14 protein-coding genes and 2 pseudogenes are annotated in these 20,127 nt (G+C 40.4%); 8 read left to right on the top strand and 8 right to left on the bottom strand.

Features of this window, described 5'->3' with window-relative positions; translation table 11 throughout:
* Window positions 1–6: 6 nt before the first annotated feature.
* Together C2M25_RS11315 and C2M25_RS11310 are read right to left on the bottom strand one after the other, a co-directional pair.
* Window positions 7–798: a putative porin gene (locus tag C2M25_RS11315; protein ID WP_105181131.1), complete on the bottom strand. Its 792-nt coding sequence runs from the start codon at window positions 796–798 to the stop codon at window positions 7–9.
* Between the two features lie 126 nt (window positions 799–924).
* Window positions 925–1,353 (bottom strand): OsmC family protein, encoded by a 429-nt coding sequence (locus tag C2M25_RS11310; protein WP_105181130.1) that lies wholly within the window; start codon window positions 1,351–1,353, stop codon window positions 925–927.
* Window positions 1,354–1,598: 245 nt separating this feature from the next.
* Between C2M25_RS11310 and C2M25_RS11305 the strand changes: the two genes are divergently transcribed.
* From C2M25_RS11305 to C2M25_RS11295, 3 genes are all read left to right on the top strand, one after another.
* A complete protein-coding gene (locus C2M25_RS11305; RefSeq protein WP_105181129.1) occupies window positions 1,599–2,213 on the top strand; it encodes a DUF1449 domain-containing protein in 615 nt (204 codons plus the stop codon).
* A 56-nt stretch (window positions 2,214–2,269) separates the two neighbouring features.
* Complete coding sequence (locus C2M25_RS11300; protein WP_063700320.1) at window positions 2,270–4,357, top strand: SPFH domain-containing protein; 2,088 nt, start codon at window positions 2,270–2,272, stop codon at window positions 4,355–4,357.
* Window positions 4,358–4,420: 63 nt separating this feature from the next.
* Window positions 4,421–10,369: a DNA repair ATPase gene (locus tag C2M25_RS11295; RefSeq protein WP_105181128.1), complete on the top strand. Its 5,949-nt coding sequence runs from the start codon at window positions 4,421–4,423 to the stop codon at window positions 10,367–10,369.
* Here the strand turns inward: C2M25_RS11295 and C2M25_RS11290 are convergent.
* Complete coding sequence (locus C2M25_RS11290) at window positions 10,343–10,507, bottom strand: DUF2256 domain-containing protein (protein ID WP_082873955.1); 165 nt, start codon at window positions 10,505–10,507, stop codon at window positions 10,343–10,345. The two genes, C2M25_RS11295 and C2M25_RS11290, sit on opposite strands and share 27 nt — an antisense overlap.
* Window positions 10,497–11,994: pseudogene (locus C2M25_RS11285) on the bottom strand (deoxyribodipyrimidine photo-lyase/cryptochrome family protein). Before C2M25_RS11285 ends, C2M25_RS11290 begins: the two are co-directional and overlap by 11 nt.
* 169 nt (window positions 11,995–12,163) lie before the next feature.
* Here C2M25_RS11285 and C2M25_RS11280 point away from each other — a divergent pair.
* A complete protein-coding gene (locus tag C2M25_RS11280) occupies window positions 12,164–12,451 on the top strand; it encodes an EF-hand domain-containing protein (RefSeq protein ID WP_105181127.1) in 288 nt (95 codons plus the stop codon).
* Complete coding sequence (locus C2M25_RS11275; protein WP_063700315.1) at window positions 12,448–12,915, top strand: hypothetical protein; 468 nt, start codon at window positions 12,448–12,450, stop codon at window positions 12,913–12,915. Before C2M25_RS11280 ends, C2M25_RS11275 begins: the two co-directional genes overlap by 4 nt.
* 55 nt (window positions 12,916–12,970) lie before the next feature.
* Here C2M25_RS11275 and C2M25_RS11270 read toward each other — a convergent pair whose 3' ends face one another.
* Window positions 12,971–13,570 (bottom strand): FMN-dependent NADH-azoreductase, encoded by a 600-nt coding sequence (locus C2M25_RS11270; RefSeq protein WP_063700313.1) that lies wholly within the window; start codon window positions 13,568–13,570, stop codon window positions 12,971–12,973.
* 188 nt (window positions 13,571–13,758) lie between these two features.
* On the opposite strand from C2M25_RS11270, the gene C2M25_RS11265 reads away from it, so the two are divergent.
* On the top strand, window positions 13,759–15,681 hold the full coding sequence (locus tag C2M25_RS11265) for an alpha/beta hydrolase family protein (protein WP_105181126.1): 1,923 nt from the start codon (window positions 13,759–13,761) through the stop codon (window positions 15,679–15,681).
* Between the two features lie 54 nt (window positions 15,682–15,735).
* Here C2M25_RS11265 and C2M25_RS11260 read toward each other — a convergent pair whose 3' ends face one another.
* The 3 genes and pseudogenes from C2M25_RS11260 to yghU form a co-directional block, all read right to left on the bottom strand.
* Window positions 15,736–16,122 carry a hypothetical protein gene (locus tag C2M25_RS11260; RefSeq protein WP_105174672.1) on the bottom strand — a complete coding sequence of 129 codons (387 nt, stop codon included), beginning with the start codon at window positions 16,120–16,122 and terminating at the stop codon, window positions 15,736–15,738.
* A 60-nt stretch (window positions 16,123–16,182) separates the two neighbouring features.
* Window positions 16,183–17,480: pseudogene (locus C2M25_RS11255) on the bottom strand (MFS transporter).
* A 36-nt stretch (window positions 17,481–17,516) separates the two neighbouring features.
* Window positions 17,517–18,356, bottom strand: a complete 840-nt coding sequence (yghU, locus tag C2M25_RS11250; protein WP_055021453.1) for a glutathione-dependent disulfide-bond oxidoreductase — start codon at window positions 18,354–18,356, stop codon at window positions 17,517–17,519.
* A 111-nt stretch (window positions 18,357–18,467) separates the two neighbouring features.
* On the opposite strand from yghU, the gene C2M25_RS11245 reads away from it, so the two are divergent.
* Entirely contained in the window at window positions 18,468–18,842 is a 375-nt protein-coding gene (locus C2M25_RS11245; RefSeq protein ID WP_105181125.1) for an STAS/SEC14 domain-containing protein, read from the top strand.
* Between the two features lie 8 nt (window positions 18,843–18,850).
* The gene (locus tag C2M25_RS11240) at window positions 18,851–19,870 is read left to right on the top strand and encodes an endonuclease/exonuclease/phosphatase family protein (protein WP_234003569.1); all 1,020 of its coding nucleotides are present in this window, start codon (window positions 18,851–18,853) and stop codon (window positions 19,868–19,870) included.
* The last annotated feature ends 257 nt before the right edge of the window (window positions 19,871–20,127 follow it).

Genomic DNA, 20,127 nt, shown 5'->3' with positions numbered 1-20,127 from the left:
TCCTATTTAGAATTGGGCAACAAACTTAAGGTTATAAAGTTCAGCAGAGCCGCTTTCAGTGTAATTCGCGGTTAAATAATAGCGATCGTTAATAAAGTACTTACCTTGTAAAACGATTTCAGAATCATCCAACCCTGCACCTATGGCATAGTGATCGCCGAAGTAGTAGCTGATCATGGCATTGCTTGCTGATTCATAAAGGCTGTCTTGGTGGCCAACATCGACGGTAATGTAATGGCTGCCGCTTAAATGATTAAAGTATCTGGCAGAGACATTCCAAACGTCGAGTTCATCATCTGTTTCTGCGCTAAAACCAAGGTAATCCTTATCGTTGATTTGGAGGTTATACTGCGCTTTCAAGCGGAAATAATCATCACCGTAGCTACGCACATCCCTATTTATAGAGACTTTTAAGGCATCGGCAAATAAGTAGCCAATTCCTAGAGTGTAATTGTCTAAATCTCTCACATCCCTCATATCGGCTATAGCAAACCAGTTGTTCAAAAAATACTCGCCTGATAAACCAATATCATTGTAATAGTCTCCCCCTGAGTAATTCACACGAATGTTTGAATCTGTATCTAGGTAGCCATAATCATCGAGCACACCCGAGCTTTGCTGCTCCTCAAAGTAGTAATGACTCACTAATTGGTAACCATTAAAACTATATCTGTTACTCTCTATATGCGTATAGTCGATACTATTGAACCATTGTTTACTCACCTGTTGTTCTGTTGCAATTGAGCAGCTTGAATAAGCAAGTGTTGCCAGAGCAATAGGGGTTAGTTGTTTAAACATACATATCCTTGTTGTATTTAGTTTTGTTTCATAAAGATAATACAACAAGCAGCTACTTACATTGTAATAAAGTGTTGTGGGTCTGTTAGTTTGTGAAAAGGCCAAGCAGTGCTTGGCCTACAGAGATTAATTAAGTGTTGTGGTGAGTGATATTTCGGCATTCATCAGTTTAGAAATAGGGCAGCCTTGCTTAGTTTGTTCACAAAGTTGCTCAAATTTTTCGCTCGAAATTTCTTTTATCTTTGCGCTGACATCAAGTGCAATGTGGCTCACTTCGAAGCCGTCATCAACCTCATCAAGGCTCACTGTTGCTTTGGTAGTTATGTCGTCAGCGACAAAGCTTGCTTCTGTTAGTGCCAGCGATAGCGCCATGCTAAAACAGCTACTGTGTGCCGCTGCAACGAGTTCTTCAGGGTTAGTACCTGGCTTATCTTCAAAGCGAGTGTTAAAGCCAAATGGTTGGCTATCAAGCGCGCCACTTTGACTAGAAATATAGCCTTTGCCAGATTTAATATCACCCGACCAACTCGTATGTGCAGATTTTTTAATCGTCATCGTCATCTCCTTTGTAAATTTTTTCGACAACCGTGAAAGGCTTTCAGGGTTTTGTGCCGAAAACTGTGAGTTAACGATATAAGTGCAACTTAAACGCCAATCTGTATGAAAAAGCTTAATAGTTGCTGAATTTTGTTGTATATATAAATGAAACTTGAATAGGTGAAGTCAATTCAGTGATAATTATTTACCTATTTAAGGGTCTTGATTGGCGCTAAATAATTATAAAAATGGAATGTAGTAATATGGAATTTTTGAACCTCGCTTTTAGTTTTCCTTCGGTTATTTTATCCGCTCTACTTTTTGTTGTAGTTATATTTTGGGCTATCACACTGCTCGGATTCGCAGATATTGATATGTTTGAGTCCGATGTCGATAGTGATGTATCACAAGCAAGTTCAGGAAGCATTTGGCATACATTAGGATTTGGTGATGCACCACTTACTGTATCGGCAAGTGTGTTGGTGATGACCAGCTGGTTAATTACCATTTATGCACACAAGTTTTTTGCAAGTGTACTTGGCAATAGCATTGTTTTTTATGTGCTTGGCGGTTTGTTGTTACTTATTAGCCTTTTGGTCGCTATCCCTATTTCTGCCCTTTTATTACGCCCATTAAGACGCTTTTTTGCGAGTAAAAGTGCATCACAAAGTTCAGATCTACTCGGCTTAGAATGTGTTGTTGCCACAGGTAAAGTGACTGACTCATTTGGTCAAGCGCGCGTTAAGTACCAAGGTACAGAGCAATTGATTGAAGTTCGTGCAGAAAATAATGAGCAATTCTCTTCTGGTGACACTGCCGTGTTGCTTGAGCACATCAAAGATAAACACTGTTACATCATTACCGCAAAGCCTTGGTGATCCTAGGCTTTAAGAAGTAATAAAAAATAAAATCGATAATCACGTTAGGACATAACATGGAATATTTAGATAACTTAATACCAATATTGGTTTTTGTGGGGATAGCGATCGTCGTTATTTTCGCAATTCTATTAATCATCGGTAAGTTCTACCGAAAAGTAGAGCAAGGTCAAGCGCTTATTATCAATAAAATGAAGAACGAGCCCGATGTAACTACAACCGGTGGCATCGTTTTTCCAGTCATCCATAAAATGGAAGTAATGGACATTTCGACTAAGCGTATGGTTCTTGAGCGTAAAGATAAAGGCGGCTTAATCTGTAAAGATAACATTCGTGCTGATATCGCGATTACGTTTTATATTCGTGTAAATGAAAACAAAGAAGATATTTTACGTGTAGCTAAGCAAGTGGGGTGTGCAAGGGCATCTGAGCATGAAACATTGCAAGAGTTATTTGAAGCGAAATTTTCAGAAGCGCTTAAAACAGTGGGCAAACGAATGGATTTCGTTGAGCTTTTCACTCATCGAAATGAGTTTCGCGATAATATCAAAGAAGTCATTGGCCAAGATTTATCAGGGTATACCCTTGAAGATGTGGCTATCGACTACTTAGAACAAACCTCAATAGAAAAGCTTGATCCTCAAAACATTCTCGATGCAGAAGGTATTCGCCGTATCACTGAGATGACTGCAATACAAAATGTTTCGACCAACCAATTAAAATGTGATGAACGTGCAAAAATTGAAGTTCAGAATCAAGAAGCAACTGAAAAATCTTTAGAGATTGAACGTCAACGTGAAGATGCCGTTGCTCGTCAAAGACGCGAAATTGAAACCGTTAAAGCTCGTGAAGAGTCAGAAGCTGAAAAAGTTCGTCAAGAAGAACGCTTAAAAGCAGAACAAGCACGTTTACTAACCGATGAAGCAATTGGTATCAGCGAACAAAACAAACAGCGTGAGCTTGATATTGCAGAGCAAAATCGTCTTCGTGTGCTTGCTATTGAAGAAGAAAAAGTTTCACGAGCTCGTGAAATCGAGGTTATTGAGCGCGAACGAGAGACTGAAATCTTACGGATCAACAAAGAAAAAGCACTGGAAGTCGAGCGCAAAGAAATTGCCGATGTTATTCGTGACCGTGTGATTGTTGAAAAGTCAGTTGCTGAAGAAGAAGAGCGTATTAAAGACGTTAAAGTGCTTGCCGATGCGGAGCGTTCAAAAGAAGCCATCATAATTCGTGCGAAAGCAGAAGCCGAAGAAGCCTTGGTGAAAGATATTGAAGCAGCAAAAGCGCAGGAGCAAGCGGCTGAGTTTAAAGCAAAAGAGCTAGAAACAATGGCCAATGCAGAGCTTCGTATTGCTAATCAACAAGCCGAGTCGAAGAAAATTCTCGCTCAAGCCCAGCAAGTTGAAGCTGCTGCGAAAGGGCTTGCTGAAGCTGATGTTATAAAAGCAAAAGCTGAAGCGAATGCACTGCAAGGTGAGGCAGACGCTAAAGTTCTTCGTCAAAAACTTGAAGCTGAAGCACAGGGTAACCGTGAAGTTGGCTTAGCACAGGCACAGGTTCAAAGTGCAATGGCTGAGGCTAATGAGAAGCAAGGTGAAGTTGAAGCAATTAACCTTGAACGTAAGATGCAAGCAGAAGCGAAAGGTCTTGAAGAGAAACTACAAGCACTTAACTCGATGAATCAAGATGCACGTGATTATGAGAGCTTTACATTACAGCTAAATCAACAAAAAGAATTAGTGTTAGCAAAACTATCAGCAAGCAAAGACATTGCAGAGCACCAAGCTCATGTAATGGCTAAAGCGTTAGGTGATGCTGATATTAATATCATGGGTGGTGATGGTCAGTTCTTTAATCAGTTCATGAGTGCGATAAGTTTAGGTAAATCAATCGATGGTATCGTTGATGAAAGCAAAACGGTACAAACTATCTTTAAAGATCATTTAAATGGTGACCGCAATTTAATTGAAGATTTAAAAGGGGTGTTAGCGGGTGCAAATGGTTCGGCAGAAACACTAAAGAACTACAACATGAGTAAATTGCTTAAACAATTGAGCAATACAACAGCTGCAGAAAAAAGTCAGCTATTAAGCATGTTAGGTAATTTAGGCACCAAAGCAGAACTCGAGTCTAAAGACTAGCCTATTTTAGCCGTAGCATGTATTTGCTGCGGCTAACTTCTTTTAAATATCAGGACTGATTGCATGACGGATCAAACACAACAAGCATTAGAGCAGGGCTCGTACGATTTAATTAAACGCCGTTTAAATAATTTTGGTAGTAGCTTAAAAACACAAGTCGATAACGTTAATAAACAACGAATTGTGGAGTTTGGTAGCACCGAGTTACAAGTTAAAGGGCGGGTAAGAGTTCGTACCGAACAAAACTGTACACCACGCGATATTGCGATTGTTGGCGATAAAGTCATTTTTGCTTACAACGTTTCACTTGGTCTGAAAAAAGAAACGTCTATCAGTGATGTCTTCAGTGTTCATAAGTTAATTGAGCAGGATGAACATTATGAAGTTGAACCTTATCCTGAGCAAACTCGCTTTTTAACGGATAAGCGATTTATTCGCGATTTTGAGGAACTCTATACTTATTACAAGCAAACAAGTCTTCAGCATCTTTACCAGCAGAATGGTAAGTTGTTTGCACTATTCCAAATTGGTGACAAGTTAACGGATGTAAGAGTATTTCGCTGGGAAATTCACCCAGATAACACAATTAATTACATCGATAACCGCGGCGAACGAGATATACAAAATGCCCATGACTACGATTTTGAATGGTTAAAAACAGACCGAAGTCATCACGTTGAAGGACGACACGCCCACGTTAATATCAATGATCAAGTATTCGTAGAAACGCTAGGTGGCACATTAACCATCAAAGTTGAAAACAGTACGGATACGGGAGAAGGCATCTACTTTGAGCCCGTTGATGATAAAAATCAGTCACTCGCTGATAGTGGTATTGAATACGCGCAAGTTGGTGAGCTAATTTTATTAAAGATACTTCCGTATCGTGAAAAGCAATGGCGATACTTTATTTTTAACACGCGCACTCAGCAAGTGATAAGACAAGATGCAATTGGTAGTGCCTGCGTTAGTTTACCTGAAGATCATGGCATTATCTTTCCTGGCGGTTATTACTTACAGTCAGGTCAAGCTCGTTCATTTGAAGAGCAAATTAAGGACTTAGATTTTCACCGTCAAGTTAAAGCGCCCAATGGTGAAGACGTTTTATATGTGTTTTATGAACCAAGCGAAGGGCGCTATGCGCTATTTGCCTATAACATTATTGAGAAAAACCTACAAAATCCAATCTACTGTCACGGCTATGGTATCTATGGTAACGGTTTAACACTAACTTTTAAGGCTGATAAAGACGAAGCCGAACGTGTACACCCAATTCAAATTTGGCAAAGTCCTTTTGTTTCATCGGAATTTGCAGCAAATGCACCGCCTGCAACCAGCTTATTCGGCAAAATAGGTAACCCAGAATTAGTTCGAGGTATTTCTGATTTATACAGTGTCTGTAAGTCTATAAACGAGCAGAATCCTAATGTTTATCATTATGAGGATCTGATTGCATTAAGCCGCAATATCTTCGACCGCTACCATTGGTTGAATGAAACTGATTTTGCAGACATTGCTACTTCTTTACATTCAATTTTTGAAACGGCTGAACAAGTTTTAGACGAATTTGAAAAAGTGACTGAAATTCAAAATAAGGCCAAGCAAGCCTTAGTTGAAATTAATTCGCAATTTACAGAAGTAAGCCGTGAAATTAGGCCCGATAGTTTCAAGTTAGCACCTGAATTTGTCCAAGGTATTGATGCGCTTAAGGTTCTAAAGGGACAAATAATCAGCCTTGAAGATGTTAAATACATTAATGTTGAGGCGTTGTCTCAGCTACAGCAGCAAACGGATGAAAAGCTAGAACAGCTAAGCCAAGCAACTGCTGAATTTTTACAAAAAGATACGGCTCTTGAGCCTTACCATAAAACACTGGCTGAACTTGAAGCGTTAAGTAATAAAAGTGAGAGTGTTACAGAGTTAAAATCGTATGTTGAGCAATTAGATACTCAAAGTAGCGAACTTGATTTACTTAACCACACCATGCTTGATCTTGATATCGCTGATAGTCGCGTTCGTACACAAATACTTGAAGATATCAGTGCGGTATATGCGCTAGTTAACCGTGCAAAAGCAAGTATTGAAATTCGCCAGAAGAGTTTGGGTAGTGTGGAAGCTAAGGCTGAGTTTGCGGCTCGATTTAAATTGTTCTCACAAAGCATAACGAATGCCCTAAACAATGCGAAAACACCAGATGCGTGTGATGAACAGCTTTCTCGTTTGCTTATCCAGCTTGAAGAATTGGAATCACAATTTAGTGACTTTGATGAGTACCTTGCGGAAATTATTGCTAAGCGAGACGATGTCTACGAAAGCTTTGAGGCCCACAAGCAAAGCCTTATTGATGCAAGACAGCGACGGGCACTAAATTTAGCCAATGCGGCTGAGCGGATTTTACAAGGTGTGAATCGCCGTGCGCTGAGCTTTTCTGAGTTAGATAAACTGAATACTTATTTTGCATCAGATCCTATGATCAGCAAACTAAGAGCGTTGTGTAATGAGCTTAAAGACATTGGTGATGAAGTTCGTGCTGATGATATTCAAGCAAAACTTAAAGCGAGTAAAGATCAAGGGATACGTGCACTGCGCGATAAACAAGATATTTACAGTGACGGTGGTAGCACAGTAAGTATTGGTAAGCATGCATTTAGTGTTAATAAACAACAGTTAGATTTAACCTTGTTGCCCCGTGATGAGCAGCTGATGTTGCACTTAACTGGGACTGACTATTTTGAACCAATTAGTGATGAGCAATCACTTAACGTTTTAGCTAAAACACAGCACCTGTGGCAGCAAACGCTCGTATCTGAAAGTGATCTTGTCTATCGAGGTGAATACCTTGCTGCGCAAATGATTCTAGCCTGTGAAAACGCTGAACATCCATTGAGTTTTGATGAGCTTCAACAAGCTGAACAAAATGGCTCTTTACTTAAACTGATACAAAAGTTTGCTGAGCCTCGTTATCAAGAAGGTTACGAAAAAGGTATTCATGACCACGACGCGCATGCAATTATTAAATCACTTTTGCAGCAAAAAACATCCCTCGATTTACTTATCTATCCGGCTAGCTGTCGGGTGATGGCGCAACTATTTTGTGCGCAGTTATCAACACAGGATGTAAATACTTTTTACCATCAAGCAAGTAATGCAATGCTGATGGAGAAGCATTTTAATGCGGGACATTTTGCTGAAACCTTGATGATGCAAATAAGCCAACTTATCGATGCATTTAGTCAACAAATGTTAGGCTTTTGCCAACAATTAACGGATTTCTCATGTGAACTAAGTGCTGAGTATTTAGTTAAGCAATTAGGGCAACAACAAAGCGCAGAGCAGCTTCAATTTGTACTAATGCAGCAAGCTTTAAACTTAGCTAAACAGTTTGCAAGTGATGCAAAAGCGAAGGGGTACTTTGCCGATTTAAATCAAGCATCTGAGAATGTTAGTAATCTAAATGACCGTGCGCAGTTATTTTTAAGCTGGATAAGTGCTTACTGCCAACATCAACCGAGTATGCCATTGGCTGTGCAGTTAGAAGCCGCTAACTATTTACACTTAAGTGATAATACGCCAATCAAGCACAGGGTTTTGGATATTCAGGTTAATACAGCTGTTACGGATTTAATGGGACAACATAAGCGTGTTGTTGAGCAAGCAATGGACGTTAATTATGCGGAGTTTTATGCACGAACTCGGCACTATATAACCAGCCAAGTTCCAGCATTTGAACAGTATCACCAGTTGAGAAATACTATTTTAAATCAGCAAAAAGAGCGTCTTCAGCTAGACGAGTTTAAAGCTCGTCCATTAAGCTCATTTGTTCGAAATCAACTGATCAATAAAGTGTACTTTCCAATTATTGGCGATAATTTAGCGAAGCAAATTGGCTCTGCAGGTAAAGATAAGCGCAGTGATTTAATGGGGATGCTATTACTCATTTCGCCGCCAGGATATGGTAAAACAACCCTGATTGAATATGTTGCGAACCGTCTTGGCTTGACGTTTGTAAAAGTGAATTGCCCATCAATTGGACACGATCAAGTATCGCTCGATCCTGCCCAAGCTATAAATGCAACCGCTGAAAAAGAAATAGCAAAAATCAATCAAAGCTTTGAAATGGGTAATAACGTCATGCTTTATCTTGATGATATTCAGCATACAAACCCTGAGTTTTTACAAAAGTTTATTTCGTTATGTGATGGTTCACGCCGAATTGATGGTGTTTGGAATGGAAAAAGTAAAACTTATGATTTAAGAGGTAAAAAGTTTGCTGTTGTGATGGCAGGTAACCCATATACAGAATCAGGTGAAAGCTTCAAAATTCCAGATATGTTAGCTAACCGTGCTGATATTTATAACTTAGGCGACACGCTAGCAGGTTGCGAGCAAGAGTTTGCCATGAGTTTTATTGAGAATGCGTTAACATCGAATGCCGTTCTTGCTCCGTTAGCAAATCGTAATATGGACGATTTGTATAAGTTGGTTCGTATCTGCCAAGGTGAAGATATAGCTTTAAATGAACTTGAGTACGGCTATTCACAAGCTGAAGCGAATGAAATAAAGGCCGTATTAACTCGCTTGATGACCGTTCGCGACACCGTATTGAAAGTGAATGCTCAGTACATCGCTTCTGCTGCACAAGACAATAACTACCGTACAGAACCGCCATTTAAACTACAGGGTAGTTATCGGAACATGAATAAAATGGCTGAAAAAGTCGTTGCAGCCATGAATGAAGAAGAGCTTGAGAATCTGATCCGAGATCATTACCGCGGTGAAGCTCAGACCTTAAGTAAGGGCTCTGAGGAGAATCTGCTTAAATTAGGAGAATTACGAGGTACATTAACTGAGCAGGAACAGACTCGTTTTACTCAAATCAAAACAGATTTTTGTCGTCTGAATAAGTTAGATGGTGCTGGTAGTCCGGCCATGATGGCTGTCGAGCAAATGGGATTCTTAAACGAGTCTTTAGAGACCATTGCGAGCAAATTAAGTAAGACTAATTTGAGTCATGATTATAGTGAATTACTAAGTAGCCTAGGTATCAATCTAAAAGAATTAGATACCAAACCAGCTCTACATTCATTGCAAAGTACGATTCAACAGGGCTTTGTGCAAGCGCCATATCAAGATAGTTTTGAGCAGTTAAACCAGCTGTTAGCAACAAGCAATACGACTGAGCAGCTTAATGAATTAATTGCGATATTAAAAAACCACAATTATCAACAGCCTTTAGCCGTTTTGGCTGAACAATTCGGGCAACTTGATAACCGTAAAGAACTACAAGAGCTAATTGAAACGCTGAAGCAAACCCAGTGTCAATCACAGCTAGGAGAGTTAACGTCAGCAGTCAAAGACACCGATAATCGGGCTGTATTAAATGCAATTTTACAGCAGCTAGCCAAGCTTGATAGCCGCAATGAGTTAACGGAGTTAACCGAGGTGGTAAAACAATCAAACCCGCAGAGTCAGCTTGCTGATTTGGCTGAGCAGCTTACTAAAGCGATTAATGGAAATAACACTAAGCAAAGTTTTGCTGGGTTACAAGATGCCTTGAATTTGCATACTCAACAAGTAAGCCACCAAGACCAGTTAGCTCATATCGCGCAACTTTTAGAAGTTCATTCACCTAAAGTCGCAATTGAAGAGTTAAAAATGAGTCTATTGGCAGCGTCACAGCAACAACTTCAGCATTTCACAGCGCAATTGGAAAAGCTCATTACTGATAATCAGCAAGATGATTCGCTGCATGCAATTTTAGCTGCACTCAAAGCGTCTGCAGATAACTGCTCTCAATCGGAGTTATTAGGGCAGTTGTCTGAACAATTAGCCGCATCAAATAATCGCGATTTACTTTCGTTAATAGTCGAACAAAATAAAGTGCAGGCTGAATTTAATTCAGACTATGCTGCACGTCTTGAGGCTTTGTTGAATGAACTTAAAAATCAACCAGCCCGCGTTATTGAAAAAGAAACGGTTACAAGCTCATTGCCTAGACAAACTTTGTTGTAATAACTTCGCTTCACGCTTGCAACGCTCTGAGCAGTATTTAACATGCTGCCAGTCGCGTTGCCACTTCTTACGCCACATAAATGGCCTGTCGCAAACGGGGCAGGTTTTACTAGGTAGATTAAGCTTTTTATGAGCCATGGTGTTGCTTTTTAAGGCTTGTAACATGCTGGTGCAGCACGACCTTGGCACCTTGCTTTACATCATCACGTTCTCGAAATGACCATAATCGCTCACGTGCTTGCTTGGCTGCCTGTTCAATATCGACCATGGGCTCAGGGTAGTCTTCGCCGAGTTTAAAGTTATTAAATAAGGCCTCCATTGGCGGCTGTTGCCATGGCTGGTGGAGATCTTCTATAGGTAAATTTTTAAGTTCAGGGCACCATGTTTTAATAAACATGCCATCTGCGTCTTTGTCTTCAGATTGCTTGATTGGGTTGTATAAGCGAATCGTGTTGGTTCCTGTGACCGATGCTTGCATTTGAATTTGTGGGTAATGAATTCCCGGTTCAAAATCTAAAAAATAACGCGATAAAATTAAACTAACAGGATGCCAATGAATGTTCATATGATGGGTCATAAAGCTGACTAACATAGCGCGCATTCGAAAATTAATGTAACCCGTTGCTGCGAGGCAGCGCATACACGCATCAATTAAAGGAATACCTGTTTGACCTTGTTCAAAGCGTTTTAAGTGCTCTGCAACGAGTTCATCATCGCGATAAGGATAGTGTAGGTAGCCAGCATTTTGCGGTGCAAACTCCATGCTGCACTGAGTTTCGAACTTTTGCATAAAATGACAATGCCAGTGAAGCCTAGATTCAAAAGCATGTAATGAACGACGCCAGCTTAAAGGCTGCTTAGCTAAATAGTATTTTAGGGTTTGATAAACCTGCCTAAGGCTCAGGTTACCAAAGGCTAAGTAAGGCGAAAGCCTAGAGCATGAATCTCTACTTTTTGATGGGCTTGAAATGCCACTTTGGTAGTTCATTGCTCGTTCTTCTACAAAGCTCTGTAGGCAAGCTCTGGCTGCATGAGGGCCACCATATTGAAACTGCGGGTCGTGCTCTAGAAAATCATCAACACAGGTCGCTGCTTGGTAATTATTAGGCAAAATTGCATTAAATGCTTGCCAATTTGGCGTTACAAGACGTTGGTTCATCATGCCATGCCAATAAGTTTGCCAGTCAAAGTGTTTAGGTCGCGCGCGCTTAACGCCCCCAAGTGGTGTTTCATACCATGGAATCGCTTTGTTGTTTAGCCAACTCTTCACCAACCTGTCTCGCTCAAAGGTATTGTATAGACCTATTTCTTGATGACTATAAACCCCCTGCAATATCAAAATCTTCACTAAGGGTTTCTAACAAGGTAATCATTTCTTGATTATAAATGGCGATTTCAGCGTTGTATTTTTCAAGTTGTTGGTTGATGTCTTTAAGTGACTGAGCAACAAAACGCCAGTGCCTTAAGCTGTAATGGGGATCTTCGAGTAATAGTGGCTCAAAGTTATAAATCAGTATGCAGGGCAGGTCTGATGCAATCGCATTGGCAAGTGGTTGATGATCAGAGAGTCTTAGGTCACGTTTGAACCAAACAAGATTCACTTTTTGCTTTTTTGAGCCTGCCATAATCGTCGTGTTGGAAAATTGTTTTGCTCTTCATACGTAACAAGTCACAACTTCGATTAATTGCTAACGTAATCCACAAAGTTTCCACATTTGTTGCATATTGCCCACACACTTTTGGATGGTATTCAGATTATGCTTACGGTCAATTGAATGACATAAGAGGTTCGCTATGAAGCATTTATCTGCACTTTCTGTTTTAGCTATTTCGTTGTTAGCCACAGCGCCCGCTTGCTTTGCTCGCGACCATCAAGGCGGTCCACCCCAGCGACCTGACTTTGCATCGATTGATATTGATGGCAATGGGGTGATTGATTTTACTGAGTTTAGTGAACAGCCTATGCCTGAAGATATGCTGCAAACCATTTTTAATGACATGGATGCTGATCAAAATGGTGAAGTAACTGAAGACGAGTTCAACAACCATAAACCACCAAAACGTAAGGAAAATCAACGATGATCAACAGTGTTTCATCGGGTGCGAATTTTCAGCCCATGCAACGACCTCAAGCAGAGCCGTTAACCAGTGAACAAACAGAGTTAATGAATGAAACCTTAGCTCAGTTTGATCCTGAAAACTTAACTGCAGAAGATGCACAATCTATTATGCAAACATTTATGGACGCAGGTATTCAACCGGGTCAAGAGATGGAAGCAATTATGGCTGAAGCTGGCTTTGATGCCGCTGAAGTCGGTGAATTAGGTCGCCCTGAAGGTGAACGCCCGCCTGGTCCACCACCGCCGCCGCCAAGTGGTAACTCACTCGAGCAGGTTGATACTGAAGAAGTTGTCAGTTATTTAGATGAGTTGTTAGCGCAATATTCTGATCAACTGGGAGAAGAAGATAAAGAAGCGATTCTAGCCTCTGTGCAAGAAAAGTTTGGTTTATCTGAAGGTGATTCGCTGTTATCGGTCACAGCGTAAATCACAAAGCGGTCATGATGACCGCTTTTTTATATCTAGCTTTATTAATCACTTATTAAAGCGACGCGGTAAAAGCCTTTATTTTGTTTTGTGCTGCTTCTAAGCTTTGCTCTGCACCCGGCATCGCAAGGCCTTCTGCATAGATAAAGTTAACGTCAGTCATACCCACAAAACCAAGTACATCTTTTAAGTATTTAGTTTGTGTATCCATCTCTGTGCCTTGATACATACCGCCACGTGCAGCAAGTACCACTACTTTTTTGTCTGTAATTAAACCTACTGGGCCTTGCTCAGTGTATTTAAACGTAATACCAGCACGAGCAATACGATCAATCCAAGCTTTAAATGTTGATGGAATACCAAAGTTGTACATTGGCATGCCAATAACAATCAGGTCGTTATCGTTAAGTTCAGCAATTAAATCGTCAGAAATTGCAGCAAGTGCTTTTTGCTCATCGCTGCGCTCGTTTGCATCAGTCATCCAAGCAGCCATTTCTGTCTGCGTTAAGTGAGCAATCGCATTGTCGCTTAAATCGCGAGTTGTTACTGAAATTTGTTGGTTGTTAGCAAGCTGCTCAACAAAATGTTGGCTAAGTTTGCTTGAATTACCTTGTTCACCATTTAAAGATGAATTTAACACAAGTACTTTTTTCATCATGTCACCTAAGAAAACTGAAGTTATGCAGCCATTATAATTAGCAAAAAATAAATTAATAATGCTATTAATCGAGTGTTATGTTCGCTTTAAACGAATGAATGGTGTGCCTAAATTTGTGAACTGGTCTTTTTTTATAATTTAATGTTATTATTGCCGGTACAATAAAAATAGAAATGGACTTTATTATGAAGTACTTACTGCTTACACTTTTGGCAGTGCTCAGCTTAATGCCCCGTGCTGCTGAAAACACCCAACTCCCTGTAGAATCTTTCGCCTCTTTACGGGCTTTTAGCCAAGTAAAATTTTCGCCAAATGGTAAAAATTTATCGTTTATTCGAAATGTAAATGGTGAGTTAGTTTTAATGGTTTATAACCGTGAAACTAAACAAGCTGATTCTATTATCCGTTCAGATAACCACACTATTTTCTTCGATTGGTATGAATGGGCAAATGATGAAGTGCTACTTTTAGGTGCGCGCTATATTCAACGTCAATTTGGCGGTCCTAAATATTCATCGACTCGCATGTATGCCTACAATATTAACGATAAAGGCAAGGCGAAACTAGCCAATGAACCAAACTATAACCGTGATGAACGCCAACCTCAATTTGGCGATCAGGTCATCAGTTTTTTACCTAATGATAAAGATAAAATCTTAGTGCAAGGTGACTTTGATGTTGCCAATGCGCCTGGTGTGTATGAACTTGATTTAAATACACTTCGTAAAAAGAAAGTGCAGCGTTCACGTAACAAAGTCATTGCTTGGAAAGCAGACCGCCAAGGTAATGTACGAATTGCTCTTAAAATGGATGAAGATGAATTTGAATATATTCTTTACGATGAAGATAGAGATAATCGTAAAACGTTATTTAAATATAAAGCATTTAGCCCTGATGTAGTGACTGTTTTGGGCTTCGATAAAGACCCTAATATTCTTTATTTCAAAGCACTTAAAGATGGCTATGATGCGCTTTATAAAATGGACCTAGCAACCATGAAAAAAGAGTTAGTGTTCAGCGATGACAACTATGATTTTGACGGCTCTATTTTTTATTCGCCACTTACCGGTGAGGTAGCTGGTTTTACTCATTCGCATCTAGAAGATGGCATTCGTTATTGGAACGATGACTTGAATAAATTATACACTGCATTACGTGGTGTATTACCAGCAGATAAGTTTGATATTGATATTATTGATACCAGTAAAGATCAGCGTCAATATGTGGTTTATTTGACAAGCGACGACAGCACAGGAACTTACCTGCTTGGGAATCGTGATACTAACGAGTTAACCGTATTTGCATCGGCATTCCCGGATATTGATGACACAGTTTATACTGGTAAAAAGAAAATCAGTTATAAAGCCCGTGATGGCTTAACTATTGAAGGGTATTTAACTTTACCTGTGGGTTACAAAGAAGGGGATAAATTACCCACTATTGTGTTCCCGCATGGTGGCCCTATGGCTCGTGATTATGCTGGTTTTGACTATTGGACAGCATTACTTGCCTACAATGGTTATGCAGTACTGCAACCAAACTTCCGTGGTTCGAGTGGCTATGGTCATGAATTTGAGATGGCCGCAGTTCAAGGTTTTGGTAAAGAAATGCAAGATGACTTGCAAGATGCTGCTAATTGGCTTGTTAAGGAAGGTATCGCTAATGGAGATAAAATCTGTATTGGTGGGGCAAGTTATGGTGGTTATGCCGCATTAATGGCGGTGGTTAAGCACCCAGAAACATTCAAATGTGCAGCAAGCTTTGCTGGCGTTACTGACCTTGAGCGTATTGTTAGTAAGGCGCGACATTTCACTAATAAAGAAATTGTGCGTAAGCAATTTGGTACTGATAGCGATAAACTAGAAAAGGTGTCGCCTGTTAATTTTGCGAAGCAAATCAATCGCCCGGTGCTATTGGTTCATGGCTCAGATGATAACGTGGTGCCTGTTTATCATAGTCGTGAAATGGATGATGAACTTAAAGACGAAGGCAAAGATGTTACTTACATTGAGCTCGAAGATGGCGACCATTACTTATCGCACCAGCCGTATAGAATTAAAACGTTGAAAGCGTTTTTAGAGTTCTTCGATAAGAACCTGAAAAACTAGCAAAGAAAAAGGCGACCTAGGTCGCCTTTTTTAATACCTGATTCTGCGTCAATTTTATTTATAGGCTAATTCAGCATCAATATTGCGCATTAAGTTGGTAACCCAGTTAATGTATTGGCGGTGGATTTTTTTGCCATTGTAATCAAGGTTTATCGAATCTTTGTAATCAATCGAGTATTCTTGTTCGTTAAACGTAATATCAACGCGTAATTGATGTTTACGAATATCAAGTTTACCTAAGATTTGACCTTCAGCGTTTGAACGACACGTCCAACCTAGTTTCATACATGCTTTTAAAATATTGGTTTTGATACTTTCAAGGTCATGTTTACCAGATGCCATTTGCGGTACAGGGTTTGCGTCAAAGTTACGAATAGGCACACTGGTGCTACAAGCAGAAAGTGTAAGTAGCGTTAAAAGTGCAAAAGCTGCCTTTTTCATAGTAAGTCCTTTTTTGGGAATAAAAAACAGCAAGATTATGCGCTTTTTTTAAGGTAGGGTCTAGGTATCAGGTAAAAACCAAGCACTTATAGCACCGACTAAGCCTAAGATACTGTAGAAAAAAATTAATTCTGCCGTTGTTAAAAAACTATTCAATAAGCCAACACTACCTAGCAGTAATAAAATAACCCCGATCACCGTATTACTGACAGAGACGTAGTCAGTGCGCTTGTTTCCTTCAGCCATATCAACAAGGTAGGTTTTACGACCAAGGCGAACCCCTTGATGAGCTACGGTGAGTAAAAAATAACAGAGCGGTAATAGCCAAAACTCATTGAGCGTTTGTGGGCTAAGATAAGCTACTAAATAAACGGCGAAACCGTTGAGGGTGACGAGCATTGCAGCAAACACTAATACTTTGCGGCTCGATAAGTCACTTAATCGACCCCAGATAGGCGCAGAGACTAAGCTGGCAAGCCCAGAAAGCGCCATAAACGTAGCAAGTAGTGAAAAGTCGAAAGCTGTTCACTGGCAAGAACGATATAAAACGGTGCGCTTAAAGCAGAGCATAACAACAATGCTCGAGTGACAATAAAATGAGCAAATTGCTTATCTTGGTAAAGCAGTTTTAATTTTGATAAAGCATGTAAAAAGCCGTTTTCAGCGCCTTCGGTTGCGCCTTTGTATTCTTGAATGCGGCTATAACTGAGTGCTGCAAACAGCCACATTAAAGCGGCCAGCATTAATGCAACATACACCCCATTTTCATAGCCAAGGCTTTGTAGATACCATAAACCAAGACCAAAAGTGAGCGTTGCAAATCCGGCAAAACTCGCAGCAAGACCGCTAATGCTACCACGCTGCTGTTTTGGAATAACCTTGCCTAATACATCTTTTGCAGCGATGGAATTAAAGCCACGGGCTAGGCTAAAGACAATTAAAATAGCGATGATAGCAAACCCAGCAGTTGCACCTTGGAGTGTTAAAGCACAAATCAGCATACCAACAATACATAAAGCCTGCACAATTGCGCCAATCACCCAAACCCACTTTCTGACTGGGAGCTTGCGAATAGCACTGGCGATGGCCAGTTGTGGCAGCATTGAGCCTGACTCACGAATAGGCACAAGCCAAGCAATAAAGCTACTTGGTACATTAATGCTTTGTAATAGCCAAGGTAGGGTCACTTTAGGGTTTAACAAGGCATCTGCAAATTTACTGAATAGCTGACTTACTAATAGAGTAATAAAATTGCCGGGTACCACTTTACAAGCGGCTTCATCAATTGCTTTACAGGCACGGGCGTCTTCGGTGTTACTAAGGCGTTGGTAGATGTCTTCTTTACTGAGCTTTTTCATAGGGTTCAGAGGTTATGAAAAAGGGCAATTAAGCCCTTAAAAATCTTCCTTAGAGTGGCGCTCCGCTAACTGCTCAGCTTCATCACCCCATGTTTTGTTAACTCTGCGACCTCGTTTTACTGCAGGGCGGCGCTCAATTTGTTTTGCCCAGCGCATCACATGACTATATGACTCAACATCTAAGAACTCAGCTGCATCATATAAATTGCCAAGTACTAAGCTGCCATACCACGGCCAGATTGCGATATCGGCGATTGAATATTCGCTGCCAGCCATGTAGTCATGGTCGCTTAAATGACGGTTTAGTACGTCTAACTGGCGTTTTACTTCCATGGTGAAGCGGTCAATTGGGTACTGCATTTTAAATGGTGCATAACTATAAAAGTGACCGAAGCCTCCGCCTAAGTAGGGGGCAGAGCCCATTTGCCAAAATAGCCAATTACGACATTCTGTTTTACTGGCGTGATCGCTTGGGATCAGCGCATCAAATTTCTCAGCCAAGTATTGTAAAATTGCACCTGACTCAAACACGCGAGTAACGGGCGTTGTACTGTGATCCATTAAGGCTGGGATTTTTGAATTAGGATTAACACTTACAAACCCTGAAGAGAACTGGTCACCATCGCCAATTTTAATTAAAAATGCATCGTAGTCAGCTTCATCAATACCAAGCTCTAATAGTTCTTCGAGCATGATAGTCACTTTTTGGCCGTTTGGTGTCGCAAGCGAGTAGAGTTGAAGATCGTGTTTACCAACGGGCAAGTCTTGCTCGTGGGTTGCACCTGAGACCGGGCGATTTGTCTTCGCCCATTCACCACCGTTTTCTGCATCCCATTGCCACACTTTAGGTGGTGTATAACTGTCGGTATTACTCATTGAAACTCCTAAATTGTGCTTTAATGAATGTCATTACGAAACTACCATCCTAGTTGATCAGATAAAGCAAGGGAAGTACAGTTATTAATTATGAATAACAAGGAGGATGACATGAAAAAGCATGGTTTAGCCATTGGCCTTGAGCGCACTGGCACGACTTTTTATCTCACAATGAAAATTGTGGGGAAGCTCACGCATGACGATTACAAAACTCTTACCCCTCTTATCGATAATGCAGTAGCGGCAGTTCCGAGTGCAAAAATAAGAGCCTATGTTGATATTACTGAGTTAGAAGGCTGGGAGTTACAAGCCGCGTGGGATGATTTTAAGCTAGGCCTTAAACACAACAAAGAGTTTTGCCGTATAGCAGTAGTTGGTAACAAACACTGGCAACAAGTGGCAAGCAAAGTGGGTAACTGGTTTATCAGTGGTGAAGTGAAATACTTTGAAGACCCGATTATTGCCACTGAGTGGTTGCACGAATAAGGAATTAAGTGATAGAAAACAGCCAATTAAAGGTGGCGACATTTAATTTATATAATTATTTAGCGCCACCTGACGCATTTTATGATTTTCAGCGCATTTATAGCGCTGAGCAATGGGCCAAAAAGCAGCGCTGGTTGGCCGATTATCTTAAAAATCAGCAGCCAGACATTATTGGCTTTCAAGAAGTGTTCAGTATCAATGAACTGAAACAACAAGTTAACGCAGAGGGTTACCTCTATTTTGCAGTCGTTGATGAGCCAACGGTGATTGATGACTTTATTTATCGCGATCCGGTTGTGGCTATTGCCTCACGCTATAAAATTGTTGATGTCAGTCAGGTTGAGGCAGAGCAAGATGATATTTTAGCGATGGGCTTGAGCGATAATTTTAACTTTAGCCGCAGTATTATTCGCGCGACACTTGAAGTACCTCACTTAGGACACGTCGATTGCTATGTAGTGCACTTTAAATCAAAACGTAGCATGCTCTATCACCAAGATGATGAAAGCCACAGCGAACAGCAAAACTTAGTTATGCAGTTAAAATCGCAAGCCCTTGGGCGCTGGGCATCAAGCATACAACGTGGCAGTGAAGCAGCACTGTTACTCGTTGAAATTATTAAACGCAGAGCGCATAGCAATAACCCTGTGATTGTGATGGGGGACTTTAATAATGAGTTACACGATGGCGTTCTTAACCATTTAATCGCTGATCATCTTCGCTTTAGCGGTCATAGGCAAAATAGCCCATCTCGTTCAGAGTTCAAACTACAAGATAGTTGGCAACTCTATCAGCGCCATGTTGTAACAGAAGACGATAGAGAAGCCACCCACTATTTTGGCAGTAGCAGCTCAGTATTTGATTATATTTTGTTATCTCGAGAGTTTGATGCCGGGTTTCAGGGTAGCTTTTTTGAAGTAGTTGATTATCACACCTATGATCAGCACTTAATCAACCCCCAGTTTGCCTATGATGATCAAAGTACCGACCATGGCGTTGTGATGGTGACAATGAAGTTAAGGAGTTGAAACTGACCACTTTCTGCTGCTAGTGTTGAACTATAAGCTATAAGGGAGCAAGCTTTGATGGTTAAACTCAAATGGAAGTTAGTAGCGGGTATTCTAGGTGGAGTAGTACTACTTTTATTCGTAATAAAGTACACATCTGTTATTGTTCAAATGAAAGATAACATTACTACGTCTTTATTTTACGTATTATTTTTACTTACAGTAGTAGCACTAGTATTGTTATTTAGGTTTTTTATGAGCCTATATAAACAATTGAA

The sequence above is a fragment of the Pseudoalteromonas sp. T1lg21 genome, from assembly GCF_002964625.1.
GTDB lineage: Bacteria > Pseudomonadota > Gammaproteobacteria > Enterobacterales > Alteromonadaceae > Pseudoalteromonas > Pseudoalteromonas gelatinilytica.
The sequence above is the reverse complement of the archived record's forward strand: the minus strand, read 5'-3'. Positions and strand labels throughout refer to the sequence as shown.